The 19,323-nt window shown below is 66.8% G+C and carries 21 protein-coding genes; 14 read left to right on the forward strand and 7 right to left on the reverse strand.

Translation table 11 applies throughout. The annotated features are described in order from the left end of the window. Positions 1-38 precede the first annotated feature (38 nt). Together BRX37_RS09155 and BRX37_RS09160 are read left to right on the forward strand one after the other, a co-directional pair. On the forward strand, positions 39-2,591 hold the full coding sequence (locus BRX37_RS09155; protein WP_125986461.1) for a TonB-dependent receptor: 2,553 nt from the start codon (positions 39-41) through the stop codon (positions 2,589-2,591). Positions 2,592-2,720: 129 nt separating this feature from the next. Next, a complete protein-coding gene (locus BRX37_RS09160; RefSeq protein ID WP_278984331.1) occupies positions 2,721-4,742 on the forward strand; it encodes an Atxe2 family lasso peptide isopeptidase in 2,022 nt (673 codons plus the stop codon). 12 nt (positions 4,743-4,754) lie between these two features. Here the strand turns inward: BRX37_RS09160 and BRX37_RS09165 are convergent, their stop codons facing one another. The 6 genes from BRX37_RS09165 to BRX37_RS09190 form a co-directional block, all read right to left on the reverse strand. Beyond that, positions 4,755-6,473, reverse strand: a complete 1,719-nt coding sequence (locus BRX37_RS09165; protein WP_318276647.1) for an asparagine synthase-related protein — start codon at positions 6,471-6,473, stop codon at positions 4,755-4,757. 23 nt (positions 6,474-6,496) lie between these two features. Next, positions 6,497-7,159: a lasso peptide biosynthesis B2 protein gene (locus BRX37_RS09170; RefSeq protein ID WP_125986467.1), complete on the reverse strand. Its 663-nt coding sequence runs from the start codon at positions 7,157-7,159 to the stop codon at positions 6,497-6,499. Positions 7,160-7,265: 106 nt separating this feature from the next. Beyond that, a complete protein-coding gene (locus BRX37_RS09175; RefSeq protein ID WP_017502572.1) occupies positions 7,266-7,400 on the reverse strand; it encodes a benenodin family lasso peptide in 135 nt (44 codons plus the stop codon). Between the two features lie 177 nt (positions 7,401-7,577). Then, positions 7,578-8,195: a GntR family transcriptional regulator gene (locus BRX37_RS09180; RefSeq protein WP_125986469.1), complete on the reverse strand. Its 618-nt coding sequence runs from the start codon at positions 8,193-8,195 to the stop codon at positions 7,578-7,580. Positions 8,196-8,411: 216 nt separating this feature from the next. Continuing rightward, positions 8,412-8,786, reverse strand: a complete 375-nt coding sequence (locus tag BRX37_RS09185; protein ID WP_318276648.1) for a MarR family transcriptional regulator — start codon at positions 8,784-8,786, stop codon at positions 8,412-8,414. A 250-nt stretch (positions 8,787-9,036) separates the two neighbouring features. Then, positions 9,037-9,486 carry a hypothetical protein gene (locus BRX37_RS09190; protein ID WP_125986473.1) on the reverse strand — a complete coding sequence of 150 codons (450 nt, stop codon included), beginning with the start codon at positions 9,484-9,486 and terminating at the stop codon, positions 9,037-9,039. A 13-nt stretch (positions 9,487-9,499) separates the two neighbouring features. Here BRX37_RS09190 and BRX37_RS27060 point away from each other — a divergent pair, with 13 nt between their 5' ends. Further along, complete coding sequence (locus tag BRX37_RS27060) at positions 9,500-9,880, forward strand: hypothetical protein (protein WP_206434139.1); 381 nt, start codon at positions 9,500-9,502, stop codon at positions 9,878-9,880. On the opposite strand, the gene BRX37_RS09200 is transcribed toward BRX37_RS27060, so the two are convergent. After that, complete coding sequence (locus tag BRX37_RS09200; protein ID WP_164522439.1) at positions 9,867-10,340, reverse strand: sigma factor-like helix-turn-helix DNA-binding protein; 474 nt, start codon at positions 10,338-10,340, stop codon at positions 9,867-9,869. The two genes, BRX37_RS27060 and BRX37_RS09200, sit on opposite strands and share 14 nt — an antisense overlap. Before the next feature lie 876 nt (positions 10,341-11,216). Here BRX37_RS09200 and BRX37_RS27605 point away from each other — a divergent pair. From BRX37_RS27605 to BRX37_RS09250, 11 genes are all read left to right on the forward strand, one after another. Continuing rightward, positions 11,217-11,528, forward strand: coding sequence for a transcriptional regulator domain-containing protein (locus BRX37_RS27605; RefSeq protein ID WP_432215193.1), 312 nt, complete (start codon positions 11,217-11,219; stop codon positions 11,526-11,528). After that, complete coding sequence (locus tag BRX37_RS09205) at positions 11,434-11,967, forward strand: DUF2285 domain-containing protein (RefSeq protein ID WP_125986482.1); 534 nt, start codon at positions 11,434-11,436, stop codon at positions 11,965-11,967. The genes BRX37_RS27605 and BRX37_RS09205 overlap by 95 nt, the downstream gene beginning before the upstream one ends. A 505-nt stretch (positions 11,968-12,472) precedes the next feature. Further along, positions 12,473-13,450, forward strand: a complete 978-nt coding sequence (locus BRX37_RS09210) for an ArdC family protein (RefSeq protein ID WP_125986484.1) — start codon at positions 12,473-12,475, stop codon at positions 13,448-13,450. Further along, the gene (locus BRX37_RS09215; RefSeq protein WP_125986486.1) at positions 13,447-13,875 is read left to right on the forward strand and encodes a DUF2958 domain-containing protein; all 429 of its coding nucleotides are present in this window, start codon (positions 13,447-13,449) and stop codon (positions 13,873-13,875) included. Before BRX37_RS09210 ends, BRX37_RS09215 begins: the two co-directional genes overlap by 4 nt. 108 nt (positions 13,876-13,983) lie before the next feature. Further along, positions 13,984-15,780 (forward strand): ParB/RepB/Spo0J family partition protein, encoded by a 1,797-nt coding sequence (locus BRX37_RS09220; RefSeq protein ID WP_125986488.1) that lies wholly within the window; start codon positions 13,984-13,986, stop codon positions 15,778-15,780. Between the two features lie 189 nt (positions 15,781-15,969). Further along, complete coding sequence (locus tag BRX37_RS09225) at positions 15,970-16,398, forward strand: DUF5990 family protein (protein ID WP_125986489.1); 429 nt, start codon at positions 15,970-15,972, stop codon at positions 16,396-16,398. A gap of 354 nt (positions 16,399-16,752) precedes the next feature. Then, entirely contained in the window at positions 16,753-17,052 is a 300-nt protein-coding gene (locus BRX37_RS09230; protein WP_125986491.1) for a DUF736 domain-containing protein, read from the forward strand. A gap of 158 nt (positions 17,053-17,210) precedes the next feature. After that, positions 17,211-17,441, forward strand: coding sequence for a hypothetical protein (locus BRX37_RS09235; RefSeq protein WP_010335825.1), 231 nt, complete (start codon positions 17,211-17,213; stop codon positions 17,439-17,441). Beyond that, entirely contained in the window at positions 17,438-18,019 is a 582-nt protein-coding gene (locus BRX37_RS09240; RefSeq protein ID WP_125986492.1) for a S26 family signal peptidase, read from the forward strand. The genes BRX37_RS09235 and BRX37_RS09240 overlap by 4 nt, the downstream gene beginning before the upstream one ends. Next, positions 18,007-18,654, forward strand: coding sequence for a lytic transglycosylase domain-containing protein (locus BRX37_RS09245; RefSeq protein WP_125986494.1), 648 nt, complete (start codon positions 18,007-18,009; stop codon positions 18,652-18,654). The genes BRX37_RS09240 and BRX37_RS09245 overlap by 13 nt, the downstream gene beginning before the upstream one ends. A 232-nt stretch (positions 18,655-18,886) precedes the next feature. Then, positions 18,887-19,258 carry a hypothetical protein gene (locus tag BRX37_RS09250; protein WP_125986496.1) on the forward strand — a complete coding sequence of 124 codons (372 nt, stop codon included), beginning with the start codon at positions 18,887-18,889 and terminating at the stop codon, positions 19,256-19,258. Positions 19,259-19,323 lie beyond the last annotated feature (65 nt).

Raw genomic sequence — 19,323 nt, forward strand, 5'->3', positions numbered from 1 at the left:
TGCCCCTGAACAGCCTGCAACGGGACAAGGGGGTAACCATGAGCAACAAGAGATCGAGTGCATTTTTCCTGGCGGCGAGCCTGTGGGCGCTGGCCGTTCCGGCCGGGGCGCAGGAACCACGCCAGGAGTTGCACCTGCCTGCCCAGGGGCTCGGCGATGCGCTGCGAGCGCTCGGCAGCGCCGCCCGGCGCGAGATCATCTTCACCTCCGAGGCCGTCGCCGGCAAGTCCGCCGCTGCGCTCGACGGCGCCTATACGTTCAAGGAGGCACTCGACACGCTGCTGGCTGGCAGCGGCCTGTCTACGATCGAGCGGGATGGGACGGTCCTCGTCGTGGGGCGATCGCAGGCGCCGCAAGCCGCAGCGGCCCAACATGGTGAGGATGCCGCAATCCTGGTGACAGGGTCGCGCATTCGCGGAGCGCCGCCGGCCTCGCCGGTCACCGTCCTGAGCAGCCGCGAGATCGCCCAGGCCGGCCAGACCGACCTCGGCGAGGCGGTGCGCACCCTGCCGCAGAGCTTTGGTGGTGGCCAGAACCCGGGCGTGGCGCCAGGCGCGCCCGGCAGCAACAACAACCAGAATTCGGGCTCGAGCATCAATCTGCGCGGCCTCGGGCCAGACGCGACATTGACCCTGCTCAACGGCCATCGCCTCGCCTATGGCTCCTTCACCCAGGCCATCGACGTCAATGCCATCCCGCTTGCCGCGGTCGATCGCATCGAGGTCGTCGCTGACGGTGCCTCGGCGCTCTACGGCTCGGATGCGGTGGGCGGCGTCGCCAACATCATCCTGCGCAAGGGCTATGAAGGCGCCTCCGCTACCGCGCGGCTTGGTTCCGCGACCGACGGCGGCAATATGCAGCAGCAATACAGCCTCGTCGCGGGAACGACCTGGAACGGCGGCGGCCTCATGGCGACCTATGATTTCGAGCGCGACACCGCGATCACCGCCCGGCAGCGCAGCTATACCCAATATATGCCGGGCAATACGACCTTGCTGCCTGCCGTGAAGCGGCACAGTGCGGTGCTGAGCCTGCACCATGCGCTCTCTCCCGACCTCACCTTCAGTGTCGACGGCCTCTATAATTGGCGGCGCGCTCCCACCGTCCTGCAGGTGCCTGGCGGTTCGCGCTATACGACCGAGCCGACCAACAAGTCCTTCGCGATCGCGCCGTCGCTGTCGTTCGAGGCAACGCCCTCGCTCTCCTTCGCCCTCAGTGGCGTCTATGGCGAGGACCGTACCGACACCAGACAGTTCACCACTACCGCGGCGGGCGCGGTCAGCGCCTATCCCTATTGCTACTGCAATAAGGTCAAGTCCCTCGAAGCGACATCGCAGGGTGACCTCTTCGACCTGCCCGCCGGCACGGTCAGGTTCGCCGGCGGCGCCGGCTATCGCGACAATGGCTATCTCAACCGCTCCACCAGCCTGCCCGAGCCGATCGACGTCCACCAGGACAGCTATTATGGCTTCGGCGAAATCTACGTCCCGCTGGTCTCGCCAGGACAGGCGGTCGCCGCCATCCATCGCCTGTCGCTCACCGGCGCGCTGCGCTACGAGAAATATCCCGGTATCGACGACGTGCTGACACCCAAGCTGGGCTTGATCTATGCGCCGAGCCCGGACCTGGACCTCAAGGCATCCTGGGGCAAATCCTTCAAGGCGGCAACGCTCTACCAGCAGTACCAGCCCCAATATGCCTTTCTGTACGACGCAACGACCCTGGGTGGTTCGGGCTACCCGGCGGGCGCGACCGCGCTGTTCACCAATGGCGGCAACCGCGCGCTCAAGCCCGAGCGTGCGACCTCCTGGTCGGCGACCCTGGCCGCCCATCCCCGCTCTGTTTCCGGGCTCCGGCTGGAGGCCAGCTATTTCGAGATCGCCTATCGCGACCGGGTGGCGCAGCCATTCCAGGGCACCGACTTCTACAACGCGCTCGGCCGGCTGACCCTCGACGATTTCGTCGATCCCTATCCTGATGCCGAGCAGCAAGCGGCCCTGATCGCCGCATCGCCCGTCCCGCTCTTCAACTATTCGGGGCAGGCCTACGACCCGGATGCAGTCGTCGCCGCCGTCTACAATACATTCTTCAATGTCGCGCGGCAGAAGATCCGCGGCGTCGACCTCATGGCCCGATATGATGCTGAGCTCGATAGCGGCGACAAACTGTCTCTGACAGGCTCGGCGTCCTGGCTGCAGTCACGCCAGAGGCTCGACCCGTCGCTGCCTTATACCGACCTTGCCGGGACGATCTTCAACCCGCCGCACTGGCGGGGCCGGGCCGGAGCGACATGGACGCGCGGCCCCCTGGGCGCATCCGCTTTTGCCAACTATACCGGCGGGGGGGACGACACCCGCAATAGCCCCGCTGTGCGAGTGGGATCGCAGACGACCTTCGATCTCGCGCTTGTCTACCGCCCATCGCAGGAGGGACTGGTCCCGGGCGTCGGCTTCGCGCTGGCCGTCCGCAACCTTCTCAATGACAAGCCTGCCTATGCGCGCGCGGTGGCGAACTATTATGTCAGCTACGATTCCACCAACCAGTCCGCGATCGGCCGCTTCATCAGCGTCTCGCTGACCAAGGAGTGGTGAGCGATGACCGGTCCTTATCTTCCCGCAGCTGGATCCAGGCGAATGGCAGCGCGATGGCGGGTCCATCGCTCCGGTTGCCGCGCACGCCCAGGCAAGCGACATATCGCTCTTAGCTGCCTTGCCCTTGGCATGGCGCTGGTGCCGGTCGCATCCCGGGCAAGCCAGCCGTCCTGCGACCTGCTGCCGCCCGCCGCGGCGCCGGCGGAGGCCCGGCGCGAGATCAACGCGCTCGACCTTGTTCGCCTCCGCGATTTCGGGGGCATGCAGTTCGATAGCTATCCGGGGCCCCCGGCGGCGCTGTCGCCTGACGGCCGGCATGTGGCATTGCAGCTTCGTCGCGGCGACCCTTCGTCCAACCGCTACTGCACCGGCATCCTGGTGAAGGAGACCGGGAGCGCCGCGCCGCCGCGGATCGTCGCCGATGGCGGCGAGGTCATCCGGCTTTCCTTCGACAAATATGGCTTTTCTGGCCTTGTGGCAGGCGCGCCGGTGCCCTCGGTCCTGCGCTGGGCGCCCGATGGCAAGCTTCTGGCGTTCACCAAGGCGGTGGGCGGTATCATGCAGCTGTATCTCGTTCGTGCCGATGGGACGGAAGAGACGCAACTGACGCATGCGAATGTGTCGATCGACGATTTCCAGTGGCTGCCCGGCGGCGAGGCGATCGTCTATTCCAGTCGCGCCGGCCTGATCGACGCGGAGCGGCGGATCGACAGCGAGGCGCCAGGCGGATGGCGCTACGACCTGCGTTTCTGGCCCCTGGCCGGGGGCCGGCCGCACCCGCCATCCCCAATCCCGAGCCGGGCCGACGTCATCACGCTGGCGGATCGAACGGTGCGCCGGGCAAGCGATGCGCAGCGCCTCGTCCTGGAGCCGGCGGGCACGCCGGGCACGCCGGGCTGGCCGACTGGGGCGATCCAGGCCCTGCCGCTGGGCAGCGGCGCGGATCGTGCCTGGCTGGCACCGGCCAATCCCGATGCCTTGTTCAAGCCCAATAGTCTCCATGTCTCGGTGAACGGCCGCGAACTGCCTTGCCCGCAGCAGGCCTGCAGCGACGTGATCGGCCTGTGGAAGCGCGATGATCGCACGATCCTGTTCCTCAAGCGACAGGGCGTGGCGCGCAGCGAACTGGCCCTGATGCGCTGGGACCTCGGCAAGGGCGCGCCGCGGCTCCTGCACAGGACGACTGACCCCTGGCTGGGCTGCCAGCTCGGGCCCGAGGAGCTGGTCTGCACAGCGGAGGGAGGAACTGCGCCCCGCCATGTGATCGGCGTCGATGTGGACACGGCCAAGGTCCGCACGATCTACGATCCCAATCCGGAATTTGCCGCGTTCCGGCTTCGTGCCCCCGAGCGCCTTGTCTGGCGCAATGCATTCGGCATCGAGACCTTCGCCGACCTCGTCCTTCCTTCCACTTATCGCCCCGGCCACCCTGTGCCGCTCATCGTTGTCCAATATGAATCGCGCGGCTTCCTGCGCGGCGGGACCGCTGACGAATTCCCGATCCAGCTGTTCGCGGCCAATGGCTTTGCCGTCCTCAGCTTCAATCGGCCGCCCTGGTACGCCCTCCAGGGAAAGCCGCTCGATCTTTTCGCCTTCCTCCAAGCCAACCAGAAGGACTGGCTGGATCGGCGCAGTGTCCAGTCCTCCCTCGAAATCGTCGTCAAGCGCCTGATCGCGCGGGGCGTCGCCGATCCCGCCCGCATCGGCATCACCGGGCAAAGCGACGGAGCCTCCACAGCGACCTTCGCGCTCATCCATTCGCGGCTGTTCAAGGCCGTCGCGCTCAGCACCTGCTGCGAGGACCCGGCGATGATGGCCAGTCTCGGTCCTGGGTTCGAGGACTGGTATGCGAAGTCGGGCTATCCAAGGTTCAACGAGGATCGTCCCGACTTCTGGAAGCAGGGATCGCTGGCGCCCAATCTTGGGGCGCTGCCGCCGGTTCCCTTGCTGATCCAGGCGGGCGAGGAGGAGTTCCGCTTCGCATTGCCGACCTACGCGGCAGTCAAGAATGCCGGCTGGCCGACCGAGATGTACGTCTTTTCGGGCGAGGGCCATGTCAAGCTGCAGCCAGCCCATCGGCTCGCCGTCTATGAGCGAAACCTCGCCTGGTTCCAGCGCTGGTTCAAGCCGGGCGAGGGTGCAGCGCCATGAGCCTGAGCAGGGTCAGCCGCGACGGGCAGCGAGCCAAGCTTCGACATCCACGAACCGCATGATCCGCACATAGAGATGATCTCCCGCGTCCGGCGTCGTCGCAAGGCTGGCCTCCAGTGCCCGCCGGTCGAGGATTTCACGCGCGCATAGTTCGCCCTCGAGCAGCATCGCGCGGATAGCGGCGAGATTGCCGAGATAAAGGCTTCGCACGAGGCTGGTGAAACCGCCCTTCGAGGCACGCTGGACGATCCTGGCCGGGAGCTTGGGGGCATAGGCGCGACGCGCGATCGCCCGGTTCATGCCATCCTCGTACGAGAGCCATGTCGGCTGCCGCAGGCAGGCCTCCATCACCGGCTGCGACAGGAGCGGATAGATAACCGGCAGGCCGTCCGCACCATCGAGATAGTCGACAAGGGCAAGGCCGCGCATGATCGCCGCGACATGCTCGCGTTTTCCGACGGGAAGATCTGCGAACTCGTTGATCCAGGGATGCGGCGGATGCTCTATGCGTGCGTCGAGCAGAGCGGGAGCGAGCAGGCGCTCGTCCCGTGGCCACGTCCAGGCCCGGCGGCGGCGCACATGCTTCTGCAGCGATCGCCGCGCGATAAGGAAGGGCGAGCATTCGGTTACCGCGGCGACCTCCTTCACCGTGCGCCAATATTCCGCCCCCAGCCCGTGGGCGGCCATCCTGTCGCTTGCCGGCGTTGCCGAGCGCAGGAAGCAGAAGACATTGTCACCGCCGCTGCCATAGGCGATCGCCCTTGCGCCGACCTCATGGGCGACAGCGCTGCCATGCTTGACGAGGCTTTGCGTGAAGGCGCGCGTGGAGGGCCTTGGGCGCTGCGCTGCGCTCGACGCGGACAGGGCGACGTCGGCTGGGGAGAGGTCCAGTTGATGCGACTGCAGGTCGAGATGCCGGCATACCTCGCTGGCAAATGCGCGTTCATCGCCGCTCCCTGTGCCGCTTACCAGGGTAATCGCATGGCGCAGGCCGGGGAGCGCCGCGGCGAGCACCGAGGAATCAAGCCCACCGCTCAAGGTCAGCGCCACCGGACCGAACTGCCGCGACCAGTGGTGGCAGGCGCTGTCCACCGCCCGCGCGACCTCGTCCTGGGCCTGTGCGAAAGACGGGAGGGCTGCGGCGTCGATGAACTTGGCCGGGCTCCATAGCGCATGATGATAGACGCCCTCGGGCCCGATATGCAGGATCTCGCCTGGCAGAACCTCCTTGATGCCGACAAGGGCGCTCTCCCGTCCCACCAGGTCTGGATAGAGCAGTTCGTCTTCGACGACAGGCCAGTCGATCGCATCGGCGCGACCGGTGAGTGCCTCGATGAACGGCAAGTGGGACGCGATCACCAGTTCGCTGCCCCAGCGCCTGTAGTAGCAGGGGCAGCGCGCGGACGGATCGCGATAGATACACACCGCATCCGCTCCCTCGATGCCGGTCCAGGCCACGAAAGCGCCCCACCGCGCTTCGATCGCTTCGAGAAAGGCAGCGGGTGCGGCGTTGGAATCGATGACCCCTATGAACGGGGATCCGCCCGGTACGCGCGAAAAGGCCGGCCCCACTATGTGAATATCTGCAGGAACGCCGCCGATGCTCTGGGTCGGACCTGCCGCGAACAAGGCATGAGCGCTCGAGACGGCACAGGGCGCCAGGCCTAGGCGCTCTGCAACCGCATCGACCGCGGTTCGGGCCGGGGCCGGCCGGTCGCGCTCCAGCGTCACCACGCCGAGATAGGCGCCAAGCATCATAGCTGCAGGATCGGCGTGAAGCAGGCGACCCGCTCATGCGTGTCACCCAGGATCATGTCATGGTCCTGGACCCAGCAATGCGCCTCGAACGGGTCGAGGCGCACGCCGAGCACGAGGCGGCAGGCCATGTTTCGCGACCGCAGGAAAAGCAGTAGCGCCATCGAATCGGGGAGGCAGGTGTCGCGCGCCGGAAATAGCTGCCGCGCCCGCACGAACAGCGCGGTTCTGGCTGCTGCCTGGCCTGGCGTCATGGGCACCGACGGGCGGGACTGGAGGCGGCGGGCCCACCGGATGAGGAAGCGCAGGGGAATGAGGCGCACCGCAAGGCGCATGGTGATGATCCGCACGATCGCCGCCCCTGTCGCACCTGTCACAAGGGGTCGGCGCTGTATGTCGGCTGTGGCCGGCGGCGGCGCATCCTGCGCAGGTACCGTGATATGGCTCGGCTCCGCAGGGCGGCCGAAATCCGCGTCGCAAAGGCCGATCCGGGCGAGCGCCTCGAACTGATGGGCGGGGCCATCGGCACGGGCGCCGCTATGTCGCAGGGCGTGGAAGGCCTCGACCAGATGCTGAGGCAATTGGAGGTAGATGTCGCGCGCAACATCGATGACGACGATCCGCCCTCCGACATCGCACCAATTTATGTCCGCGCGGGCCATGATGCATTCTGGCTCCCTGCATGCGGGCGTCGCAGGCAAAGCCTGCCTCGCGCTTTGCGGGTTACGGAGCCTGGCGCATCCCCGGCCGGGAATGCGCCAGGGTAGATCAGTCGTCGAGGATACCGGCAAGGCCCTGGCCGGCAGGCGCATCGACCGTTCCACCGGAGATGCCCTTGGTTTCGACGCTCACCGCGCCGAGTTCGACGACGTCGTCACGGCGGTCTTCGCTGTTGCGTTCCATTTCGTCTACTCCTTGTAGCCGCTGGATTGCGGCACGAGAAGAATAGGATCCGGAGTTTCCGCGTGCGAACTTATATTATGCCGGAATGAGAGTCCTTGGGATTGGGCGGGCCGCACTATTATCATTAGTATTGAGAATGTCTCATCATGCCGGATGACTATATTCATGGGCGGCGATTCATGGCTGCATTATCTTGTGGATCGGAAAACTCGACTGTGCGCGCTCTCGGTGATAGCGGGCCATGGCTCGGCGCGCCGCGCCGATCGGCTCCCTGTCGATCGTGGCGAGGAGCTGCGAGAATTCGCCGACGACATCGGGGAGCAGGCGGTGCTCCAGGGTCCGCGCGCGTGCCAATGCGCGTGAGACTGCTGTAACGGCCTGCTCCAACTCCTCATTTTGCGGGACTGACGCCAGGATGCCGAATAGCCTTTCGGACGCCGCGGCCACTTGTCCCGGCTCCAGGGCCTCATGCTTCAGCGCGCCGAGTCCTTTCCTTGCGCTCTCTGGCAAAGGACGCTCGAGAGTGATCTGGATCAAATGGCCATGCCAGCGATAGAGCCCCGCGAGCCGGTCGGCATCGAGCGGCCGGACGCGAAAGCCGCCGCCCGGAAGCAGAACGACAAGACGCTCGCCCACCAGCCGGTGCAGGGCATCACGGACGGGTGTAGCGCTCGCGCCGAACTGATCGGTGAGACGGGTGAGCTTGAGCATCGCGCCGGGCGAAAAGGCGCCCCCGACAATTTCATGCCGGATGCGACGATATATATAGTCTGCCGTGATGGGCTCGGGCGCCATCCTACCTCCATTCTGCGCATGGGGACCTCTGCGACCCGCGCTCTGCTTTGCTGGGCCCCTGCCGGTTTCGCCTCCGCTTGCGGGTATCGGCTTGGCGCGCCGGCTGCCCGCCCGCGGGATCGCGCGTGCCGTTCCTGCTGGCGCTGGCCTTGTATCGGGGCATGTCGACGCTGACGCCTCGCCGGAGGCATGCAGGCGCCCGGCAGGGGCTGCGCTCTATGCCGACCTGTCGATCCCGTCGCCCGGGCAAGCACCGCCCCAGATGCTGACGAGTCGGTCAAGTAGTCGGACAATCTTCGCCCTGCCTTCGCGCGTGAGGCTGACGCGTACATAGCGGTGATCGCGCTGTCGCCGGCTTCGCTCGGCTCCGCTTTCCGGGCTCGCGCCGCGGCGGCAGAGGACGAGGCCATCCCGCTCCAGTTCACCGACCTTGCGATGCGCGGTCGACGCCGGCACCTGCGAGGCCAGGCACAAGCTCCAGGCGTGCAGCGTGCGATGCTCGCACTCGGCGAGGTAGAGCTGGGCGAGCATGTCGAGGCGCGGGGTGGATGCGAAGTCACTGCCGAGGCAATCACTCGTCGCCTCGCGCATGCTGGCGAGAATCCGACATGCCTGGGCGCGCGGTTCCCCATCCGTCGAGCCTGTCATCTGGCCTCCTCCCTATCCTGTCCCTCCCGGACCATGCGCAATCGCCCGTCACTCCGATATGGCACCCGGGCGTGATGCCGAGCGGTCATGGTCCGAGCCAGAGCGTCACGGCGGCATGCGATGTCGCCCGCTGGACGCTGCCGGGGCCGCGTCATGGTCTCGGTACTGTCTCGTGCCGAGGTGAGGGCGCTCGTCATTGGCTGGCGAGGCTCCACGGCGGATCGCGGTGGCCCTGACGGCGGCGTCGATGATGCCGCTCCGTGCCGATGATGAGGAGGAGGAGCATGGGATAGGACAGCTTGCCGACGATCCACCAATAGGCCAGCGGCAGGATGTCGGCGTCGAAGGCACGCGCGGCATGGGCAGCGAGCGCCAGGCACTGGATCGCCGCAACCCAGAGCGGCCAGAAGCGATTCGCCCTCAGCGCGATCGCGAGCAGGGCGGCGAAGAGCGCCGCATCGATCCAGACGATCGACCACTGCACATCGCGAAAAGCCAAGGCCACCTGCATGTTCGTAAGGGTCGTTGCGATCGTGGCGAGCAGCATCGCCGCTGCCGCGAGACGCTCGGGAGCGCCGCCACGCCAGCCGGCGTGGATCACCAGGACGGCGACCAGCAGGAGGAAGGCCGCGATCGGGGTCATCGATGTCGCGGACGTGCGGGATCATCGCCGCCGCTCATCCGTCGGCTCCGGATGGCTCCACGCCCATCGCGCTCGCCGGCGGCTTGAGGACGTCGCCGAACGCTTGCACGTCGATCCCGAGCTTGCGACCAAGCATTTCAAGCATGCGGTGGGCCTCGGCGACATGTCCGAGCGCGCTCGATGTCAGCAACTGCGCGTTGCTGATGGCGGTCAGGACCTGATGGCCCGCCACGGGGGACAGGTTGCGGCCGACCTGCGCGAGGATCGCGGAGGTCGAAAGCTCGCCGCCTTTCGCAAACAGGGACTGGAGCAGCTTCTCATAGGCGTGCAGGTCGCTGGCGAGGGCCGCGACGCCTGGGCCCCAGGCATGCGGGCTGGCCTTATTCGCCAGTGAAGAACCTGGAGAGGACCTCGAGGCCGACGGCCAGCATTCCGAAGCTTGCGGCGGCGGCAAGGACGAGGAGGATGAACCAGAAGAGGCGGTGGATAGGTCCGAGTGCATTGCGATCTACTCCCTTGTGACGAAAGGGAAGCAGCACCTGCCATTCGCCGACCTGCAACCCTTGACCCGGCACTGAGGGATCGCTCGCGCCGATGGCTACCCCCGCCAATTCGCCCCCGGATTTCCCGGGGGGCGTCATATTCTTGCCGCCGAACAGCATTTCGGCCGCCCGGCGTCGGTTGGGTGCGCCCAGGATCGCTACCGCCTCTGAAATATAGGAGTCCACCGTGCCGACGCCGATTCCGAGCTCACTCGCAATCTCCTTGGATGTCCGGAGCTGGAAGACGTGCCACAGGCATTCGCGATGGCGGGGCGCAAGCCGGTCGGCAAGGGCTTCAGCCTCCTCCGTCACTGCATCGATCCTTGAGGGACTGATTTGGGGAGAGTGGCGGACGCTGCCCGCGCGATGGACGCGGCGGGGGCCGCGAGGATCATCTTGATTGCCGTTCGCACCAGCGTTGCACCTCCCTCCACTCCTTCATGATGGAGCGGCTCGCAGCACCTTTCCCAACGCATCCAATCCCTTGCCGTTTATGGTCAATTCTGGCCACAGGGATAGATAGATCGCGAGTCTGCGGTTTGCCACCCCGTCGCGCGGGGAAGACGCACGGTCGCGGCGGTTCGCGTCGTGCACACGCAATCAGTGATTCGCCGCGTTCATCCCCTATGTACGGCACCTCGCAATCCCGCATCTTTGCGGCGCTGCGGCTTGATGCCCCGGACCCATCCGCCCGCCAGTCCGCGGCGTTTCTGCGCGTTCCCGGGCGACGAGATCCTGCACCTGGCTCTTGCAGCGGCTTATAGACCCGCGCCGCCTCGAGGCGAGGGACGGCTTGGGACCGCTCCGCGGCTCGAGCCTTGGATTTCCAGCATCTCCGCCCCCATGCCCCCCGCGCCGCCGCGCCGCCGCGCACGCGATGGCCTCCCCTTGCTCGTCCGGTCGGCCCGCTGGAAATCCCCGCCACGATCTTCGGGGGGTGACCGCCGCGCGTGAAGGCCGCGATGACCAAAGGATGCGCTGTCGTTGCCCGGCCCGGGCACCGCCATCGCCAGGGGCATCGAGATCGGCTGTCCTTGCGGAAAGGGGGCATATGCATAGGTCTGGTGAGCACCGCTTCGGCTCCTCGAATGTGCGACTCTCTTCCGCATCGCTTCGGCGCCCGCGCCGGGCCCATCCTGGCATGCTGGCGCCTCCGCCGCCCGCCGCCTGGCGATGATAGCCGGTCCGATGGCCCGCCGTATCGAGGCACTGGTGCGTCGCGGCCGCGCCGGTCTGGCCTGGGAGGTGACGCGGCGCGACCCCGCCTATCGCGCCGACTGGGAGCGCGCGGAAGCTGCTGACAATCTACCAGCCGGGCGAGGCGACCGCCCGTTGGTCTCGCGCAAGGCTGCCCTGGCGCGCCAATGGGGGTTGCACTTTTGCCGAAAATCCAGGGGAGGATTCTATGCAGGTGGTGCCGGTCTGGTCTGCCGTCCTGGATCCGTGCGTCCTGCGCGCCCGGATCGCAGCTGGGCAGGCGAATGCGTCCTGTCGCTTTGATGCGCGAGCCCGCCGGGCGCGCCGCGTCTCGGGGACAGACGGCGAGCATATTGCCTTCGACTGCCTGGGGGAGGTGGCGCGGATCGACCTCGTCGGGGAGAGATTGCCCGCCGAACCGGTGCTGCTGAGCTTCGAAATCATCGCCGACGAGCGGCTTGGCAGGCAGTTGGCCGCCCTCCAGCGGATCTATGTCCAAACCGGGGCGGGCGGACAGGTGAATCGGCTGCGGCGCCAGCATCTGTCGCTTCTCGCCGCAGATGCACGCACCGCAGGGGCGAACCTCCGGGACGTCGCCGAGCTAGTCCTGGGGCCAGGCAGCTGGCCCGGGGATGGCGAGCACCGCAAGTCGCTGGTCCGCCGCCTCGTGGCGGCAGGCATCCTGCTATGCCAGAAGGGACCTGCCGCAATCCTGCAATCCTGGCCGGACGGCAATGGCTGACCGGCGTTGTCCATCTTTTGCTTCGATGGGCCGGGCGTGCATGTCTGCATCCGGTTCTGCGCTTGCGCATCGCCTTTCTGTCCTAGATCTCCGGGTCGGAGGGATGACGGCGCAGCGGAGGCTTGGGCGGCCAAGGTCCGAGGGGCGCATCGCGCAGGGCCACGACCGCGCTCCAGGGCTCGCTGCCCTCGCCCCCGAGCCCCTTGCGGGTCTCGGCCTTCGGTGACGATCGCTTGCGCAGGATGATGGTCGCCGCGCGGTTCGCGCGGCGGCGTTTCCTGTTTGCCTCTCCCGGCGTGGCGGGTGTGGCCGGCGCTCCCGGCTAGGCCCGTCGCGGCCAAGGACAACCCCGCCCGCTGCGCTTCTGCGGGGTGCTCCACATCCGTTCCGCCCTTGCGGTGTCCTTGCCCGCTGGAGCCCGGCCTCTTGGTCGCATTTCGCCGCCCACCCCCGCCTTTGCGGGGAGGCTTTGTGCCTTTTTTTGGGGTGGCGGAAAGGACAGGCCATGCCGAAATCTTCAAGCCGCAGTGCTGCCCGTGAGGGCGGAAAGGACAGGAACGGCGAACGCGCGAGCCTCTATGACGAGGTGACCACGCGCATCGTCTCGGAACTGGAGGCGGGGCGCTTCCCGTGGGTCCAGCCATGGGGAAAGATCGAGGGGCAGGGCGTCAACGCCGCGACCGGCCTGCCGCGCAACGCGGTGACGGCCCGGCCTTACGCTGGCGTCAACATCCTGATCCTGTGGTGCGCCGTCATCGAAAACAGCTGGCCTTCGCAAGGCTGGCTGACCTTTCGGCAGGCTCGCGAGGAGGGAGGATGCGTCCGCAAGGGCGAGCACGGCGTAACCGTGGTCTATGCCGATCGCTTCACCCCCAAGGGCGAGGCCGAGCGGGCGACACGCGATGGCGACGAGCCCCGCGCCATTCCCTTCCTCAAGCGCTTTACCCTCTTTAATGTGGGCCAATGTGATGGGCTGCCTGCAAACCTTGGCGGCGATCCGGTGCCATTGGACGAGAGCGAGATCGAGCCGGTCGCCAAGGACGTGATCTTGGCTTCAGGCGTCGAGTTCCGCATAGGCGGGGACAAGGCCTTCTATGCGCCCGGTGCCGACTTCGTCACCGTCCCGCCGCAGGCCGCCTTCTTCGATCCGGTGAACTGGCATAGGACGGCTTTTCACGAATTATGTCACGCGACCGGCCATGCGAAGCGGCTGAACCGGGACATGACCAATCCCTTCGGCAGCAAGGACTATGCCCGCGAGGAACTTATCGCGGAAATGGGCTCGGCCTTCCTGTGCGCCGCGCTCGGCATCGTCCCGACCGTTCGTCACGCCGATTATCTCGGCGCATGGCTCGATGTCCTGCGCGAGGACAACCGCGCCATCTTTCGCGCCGCCAGCGCTGCCTCCAAGGCCGCCGACTGGTTGCTGTCCCGCCATCGCGAGGCCGAGAGCGCCCGCGCCGATGAAAGGATCGCAGCATGATCCTGCTTCCCGATGACCTGCGCAAGGCACTGCGCGCGAACGCCATTCGCCACGGCATCGCCCTGCGCGGCGGCCTTGCCGAACCGGACCTCCTGCCCCTCCTCAAGCTGTTCAACCCGCTGGGCGCGGCGACATGGCTGGCGAGCGAGCTTGCCGAGGACGGCGATACGCTTTTCGGCCTCGCCGATCTTGGCTTCGGTTGCCCGGAACTCGGCACGTTCAGCCTCTCGGAAATCGCTGCCATCCGGCTGCCCTATGGCATGGCCATCGAGCGCGATCTCGCCTTCGAGACGGCTCATCCGCTTTCCGTCTGGGCCACATGGTCGCGCCGGTCCGGCTCGATCCTCTGGGCGCAGGCGATGCTCCGCCGCCATGGCCCGGCTTCGGGCGAGACGGCTGCGGACCCTGATCTTCCACCGTCCTGACGGCGGATGACGCAAGGCGGCGCGTCATGCCGCCACCCTCAGTGCCGGTCACGTCCTGAGCATCGCAAACAGCGCGACCGGCACCTTTCGACGAAAGGCAAATGACCCATGAAACTCGACCATATCGTGCTCGACAGGCTCTATGTCGACAAGACCAATATGCGCTTTGGGCGCAAGGCTCCGGACGTGTCCGACATCCTGCCGACCGTCCGCGCGCGTGGCGTCATCCAGACGCTGCTGGTCCGTCCACCCGATGCCGAAGGCCGCTTCGGCATCGTCGCGGGCAGCCGCCGCTTCTACGCAAGCCGTATCGTCGCCGACGAACGGCGGGACGCGGGCGATATCGATCCCGACGCGCTGCTCCTGCCCTGCGCGATCATGGAGGATGGCGACGATGCCGCCGCCATCGAAGCCTCGATGATCGAGAACTTGGCCCGGCTCGACGCCGACGAAGTGCGCCAGTGGGAGAGCTTCACCCGGCTGGTGCGCGAGGGACGCGGGGTAGAGGAGATCGCCAAGACCTTCGGCCTGCCCGAACTCTCCATCCGGCGCGTCCTTGCGCTTGGCAACCTTTTGCCGCGCATCCGCGACCTCTATCGCGCCGAACGGATCGACCGGTTCACCGTCCGGCACCTGACACTGGCGAGCAAGAGCCAGCAAAAATCATGGCTGGCCCTGTTCGATGACCCGGACGCCTATGTCCCCACAGGCCACCAGCTAAAGGCATGGCTTTTCGGTGGCCAGTCGATCCCGGCCCGCTTCGCGCTCTTCGACATCGATGGTTTCAGCGGCGCGACCGTCTCCGACCTGTTCGGCGAGGATCGCTATTTCGCCGATCCTGACGCCTTCTGGACGGCGCAGGACGCAGCGATTGAGGCATCGCGCGCAGCCTATATCGCACAGGGCTGGGCCGATGTCGTCGTGATCCCGCCTGCCGAGCATTTCCATGCGTGGGAATATGAAAAGGCCCCCAAGCGCAAGGGCGGGCGCGTCTATGTCGATGTGCGCGGAACTGGCGAGGTCCTGTTTCACGAAGGCTATGTCACGCGCGCGGAGGCGCGCCGGATCGAGCGCGGCGAAGCCGCCGCGCCGCCTAAGGCCCAGCGGCCCGAGCTAACGTCCACGCTCCAGACCTATGTCGACCTGCACCGCCATGCAGCCGTGCGCGCCGCACTGGTCGGCCATCCCGCGCTTGCCCTGCGGCTCATGGTGGCACACGCCATCGTCGGCTCGCCTCTATGGACCGTACGTCCCGAACCGCAGAAGACGCGCAGCGACGAGGTTCGCGAGAGCATCGAGACATGCCGGGGCGAGGCGGTTTTCGACACGGAACGGCGCATTGTCCTGGATTGCCTCGGCTTCGGCAGCGAGGAACCCAACGTGACGGGCGGAAACGGTGATGACTATGGCGTGGCCGGGCTGTTCCTGCGTCTTGTCGCGCTGCCTGACGAAGAGGTGCTGCGCGTCCTTGCCGTCGTCATGGGCGAGACCCTGATGGCAGGCTCGGCAGCGGTCGAGGCTGTCGGCGAGGAGGTCGGGGTCGCCATGGCCGACTGGTGGCAGGCCGACGAAGCGCTCTTTTCCTTGCTGCGCGACCGCGAGGTGCTGGGCCGGATAACGGCAGAGGTGGCGGGGGAAGCGGTCGCCCGCGCCGATGCGGGAGAGAAGGCGAAGACCTTGAAGCGGATCATCGCCGATCATCTCGACGGCGCGGAAGGCCGGGACAAGGTCGAGCGCTGGGTGCCGCGCTGGATGCAGTTCCCGCCTTCTGCCTACACCGAGAGAGGTGGCGTCGGAACGGTCGCCGCCCATGCCAAGGTCGCCGCCGCGCGCCGGATGGTCGCTGGGGATTGCCCCGCGGAATTGGAGGAAGAGGAGGATAGGCCGTTGCCCCAGGCGGCATGAACGAAGGCGGGCGGGAGCGATCGCGCTCGCCCGCCACATGCTGGAAAATCGCGCCGCGCGGCCTCGCCCGATGGGCTCGGCCGCGCGGCTTTGTTTCGTCTCCATCCATGCTGGGACAGGCTCGCATGGCGCATTATGACGGCTGCGCGGATTTCGGGGGCGGAACGCGCGCGAACAGGGAGAGCGGTGATGAAGCGCGCGGACACGGCGGAAATCGCGATGCGGATCATCATCGACCGGCCCGTGCCCGGCGTGTGGCACAGCCTCCAATCCAAGGACGGCACCCCGCTTGATCCGAAAAGGTCCGGCGATGGCGAACCGCTCGCCCTCGACTTCGCCGTGCGGGTCGGGACGGGTCCCAAATTCTTCGGTGACCAGATTCGCCGCGAAGGTCCCTCGCGCCGTTTCGTCTATGTGCGCGTGGGTCAGGCGGCGGGCGATCATGCCTCACCCTGGTCCCGCCGGATGAAGGTCGACATCCATGATATCGACCCGGCGCTGCTGGCGCGCGCGGCGGGAGGCGGGATCATCGTCACCACCATTTGCGGCACCGCCAAGGATGGCAGCCCCGCCTGCGCCACGGTCCCCGCGCTGCGCCGGGAGCTTGTCGAGCGCTAGGGCGCGGAAAGGCTGGCAGCGGGCGAAGCGATAGGGCGAATTCCCCCGATGGCCTCATCCTGCACGTGGTTCGGACCTGGATCGTGCCAGCAAGGGTCTCCTTTTTCCGATGACTCGTGCCGCCCTTGGCCTCTCTTGAAGGCTGGTCTGGCGGCGTGCGCGCCTTGTCCGAGCAACGGCTTCGCGCCAGTTTCTTCCCCGCCCTGACGGGCTCCTCGCGCAACCAAGAAACAGGCGCTTCGCCGTCCTTCGCTCCCGCGGCGGCCGTCCCGGTGCACGGCGGCGCGACGCCGCCCGATCGACCGCCGTCGAGGCCGCATCGGGCGGCACTCGGGCAATAGAAGGAGACATATCATGGCACAGATCGGCAGCTTCACCCGCAACGAGGACGGCATCTACAACGGGGAAATCCGCACCCTCACGCTTCGCGTCAAGGCCACCATCCGGCCGGTCGAGCGCGACCATGACAAGGCCCCGGACCACCGCGTGAGTGCCGGCGGCGTCGAGTTCGGAGCCGGCTGGACCAAGGTCGCCCGTGAGACCGGCGCCGAATATCTCAGCCTCAAGCTCGACGACCCCTCGCTTCCCGCGCCGATCTACGCGACGCTGACCCAGGGCGACAATGGCGAGCACAAGCTCATCTGGTCCCGCTGAAGTCCACGACCCCCGCGCCGAACCCGGCGCGGGGACCTTTCATGCTGTGTCGAAAACGCCGTTGCCGGTTTCGACACTCCCGGCCCGGTATCCCGCCCGCCATCCTCGATATCGCGAACCCATCGCCATGGGTCGCTTTATCGAAAGGATGGCTCATCATGGACGACGACGACCAGATCGCCCGGGCGACCCGCGCCAAGCGCGGCTCGCCCTTCCTTAATACCGAGCAGGCGGCAGCCTATCTCAAGATTTCCGGGCTGCTGCTGCGGCGGATGCGACGCCTTGGCACGGGGCCGGTGTTCCGCCGCCATTGCCGCTACGTCCAATATCATATCGACGATCTTGATGCCTGGTCGCGCGAACAGAGTGCACGGGGAATTTCCAAATGAGCGGCCGTCGCAGTCGCTTCAAGGACGCGCCGCTGCTCGCCTGGGGCGAGGCGCTTCGCCTGCGCAAGGAAGTGCAGCGCCGCCGCCGGCAGCGCTTCTTCCTCGTCGGCCTGGGCGCGGGTCTGGTACTCGGCGCGGCGATCCTTCCGCCAACACCGCGCCTGCTCTGGAATGCCAGTGCGAGCGCCCCGATCGGGCTCTACCAGGTCAGTCCCGGTGCGCCCGTCATGACAGGCGACATGGTGGTGGCGCGCCTGCCCGAACCCTTCCGGGCGCTCGCTGCGGCCCGGCGCTATCTCCCCCACAATGTCCCGCTCGTGAAGCGTGTCGCGGCCGAGGCTGGCGACGAGGTCTGCGCGCTCGGCGACCAGGTCTTCGTCAATGGACGGCCGGTAGCGAGGCGCAAGAAATTCGATGCCATGGGGCGGGTCATGCCATCCTGGCACGGCTGTCGCATGCTGCGGCGGCAGCAACTCTTCCTGCTGATGGACAGTACCGATTCGTTCGACGGGCGCTATGTCGGGGTGAGCGAAGCCACCGATCTCATCGGCAAGGCGCAGCTGCTATGGCGCCGCTGAAATGGACGGCCGCCGCCCTCGCATTCGCCGCGCCGGTGCCGATATCGGCCCAGTCTACTGGTCCGTCATCGGCCGGGCCGCCTGCATCGACGGTGGCCACATGGCGGCCCTACATTAGCGAGGCATCACTGCGCTTCGGGGTGCCGGTCGCCTGGATCGAGCGCGTGATGCAGGCCGAGAGCCGGGGCCACACCGGCGAGGGCGGGCGTCCGATCCGTTCGTCGGCTGGTGCCATCGGACTGATGCAGGTCATGCCCGGGACCTGGTCGGACATGCGCGCGCGGCTCGGCCTTGGCGTTGATCCGGACGACCCGCGCGACAATATCCTAGCGGGCACCTTCTACCTCCGCCTGATGTACGACCGCTTCGGTTATCCGGGGCTGTTTGCGGCCTATAATGCGGGTCCGGCGCGCTATGCCGACTATCTCGCAGGTCGCGCTAGCCTTCCGCGTGAAACCGTCGGCTATCTCGCCAGCGTCGCGCCGGACGCAAAGGGAGGCGACCAGGTCCTGGCAACGGCGCAGGTGGTGGAGGGACTCTTCGCCGTCCGGAAGATCCCGGCATCACCGCCTTCCGATAGCCTCGATGGGCAGTCCAAGGGATCACTCTTTGTAGCCCTGTCTCAGGGGCAATAATGTGAGGTCGCGTGCCCCCGAGAGGGAGGAAGCTCGTCTCTATAGGCGCAGTGTGACGGCTGGCGCAGCGGCTCTCAAGGCCCGCGGGTACCCCCCGGTTTGCTGCGCAAATCGGTTCCCCCCACGTCCGCTACGCGGCTCAGCGCTTCGCTCATCGGCCCTGACAGCCGCTGCGCCAGCCGTCGTCAAAACGCCGTTCTCGAAGATGGGAACGACAGCGAAGGAGGTCATCATGGGCATGGTTCAGCACATCAAAACGGCGTTTTCGCCACGCAATGACAAGGTTGTTTCTGCGCTGGTCGCAGGGCTGGAGCGCGAGTTCGGGCGCGGCGCGGCGGAAGGTCTGGCGCGTCATTTCCTGGACGCCGAGGAGGTGGATTTCCGGTGGGATGCACGGGCAGAGGAGCGCTGGCTGGGCGTCTATGAGGCCCCTGATGATGCAGGCTTTGAACTGGACCGGGTGGCCATCTGTGGGTGCCTCGATGGGAAATGGTTCACTGCCATCATGCTCGTGGATGGCGATGCAAATGCCCATGGCATGACCAGGTGCCGTGTTGCCAGGGGTCGAAAGAAGGCGCGCGATGGGATGCTCCATGCGGACTGACCGACAGGCAGTTCGGGGGGAGAGGCGGCGTCGGTCCGGCGGCGTCTCTCCCCCTTTTATGAGGC

Origin of the sequence: Sphingomonas sp. S-NIH.Pt3_0716, from assembly GCF_003950715.1 — a bacterium.
Taxonomy (GTDB): domain Bacteria; phylum Pseudomonadota; class Alphaproteobacteria; order Sphingomonadales; family Sphingomonadaceae; genus Sphingobium; species Sphingobium yanoikuyae_A.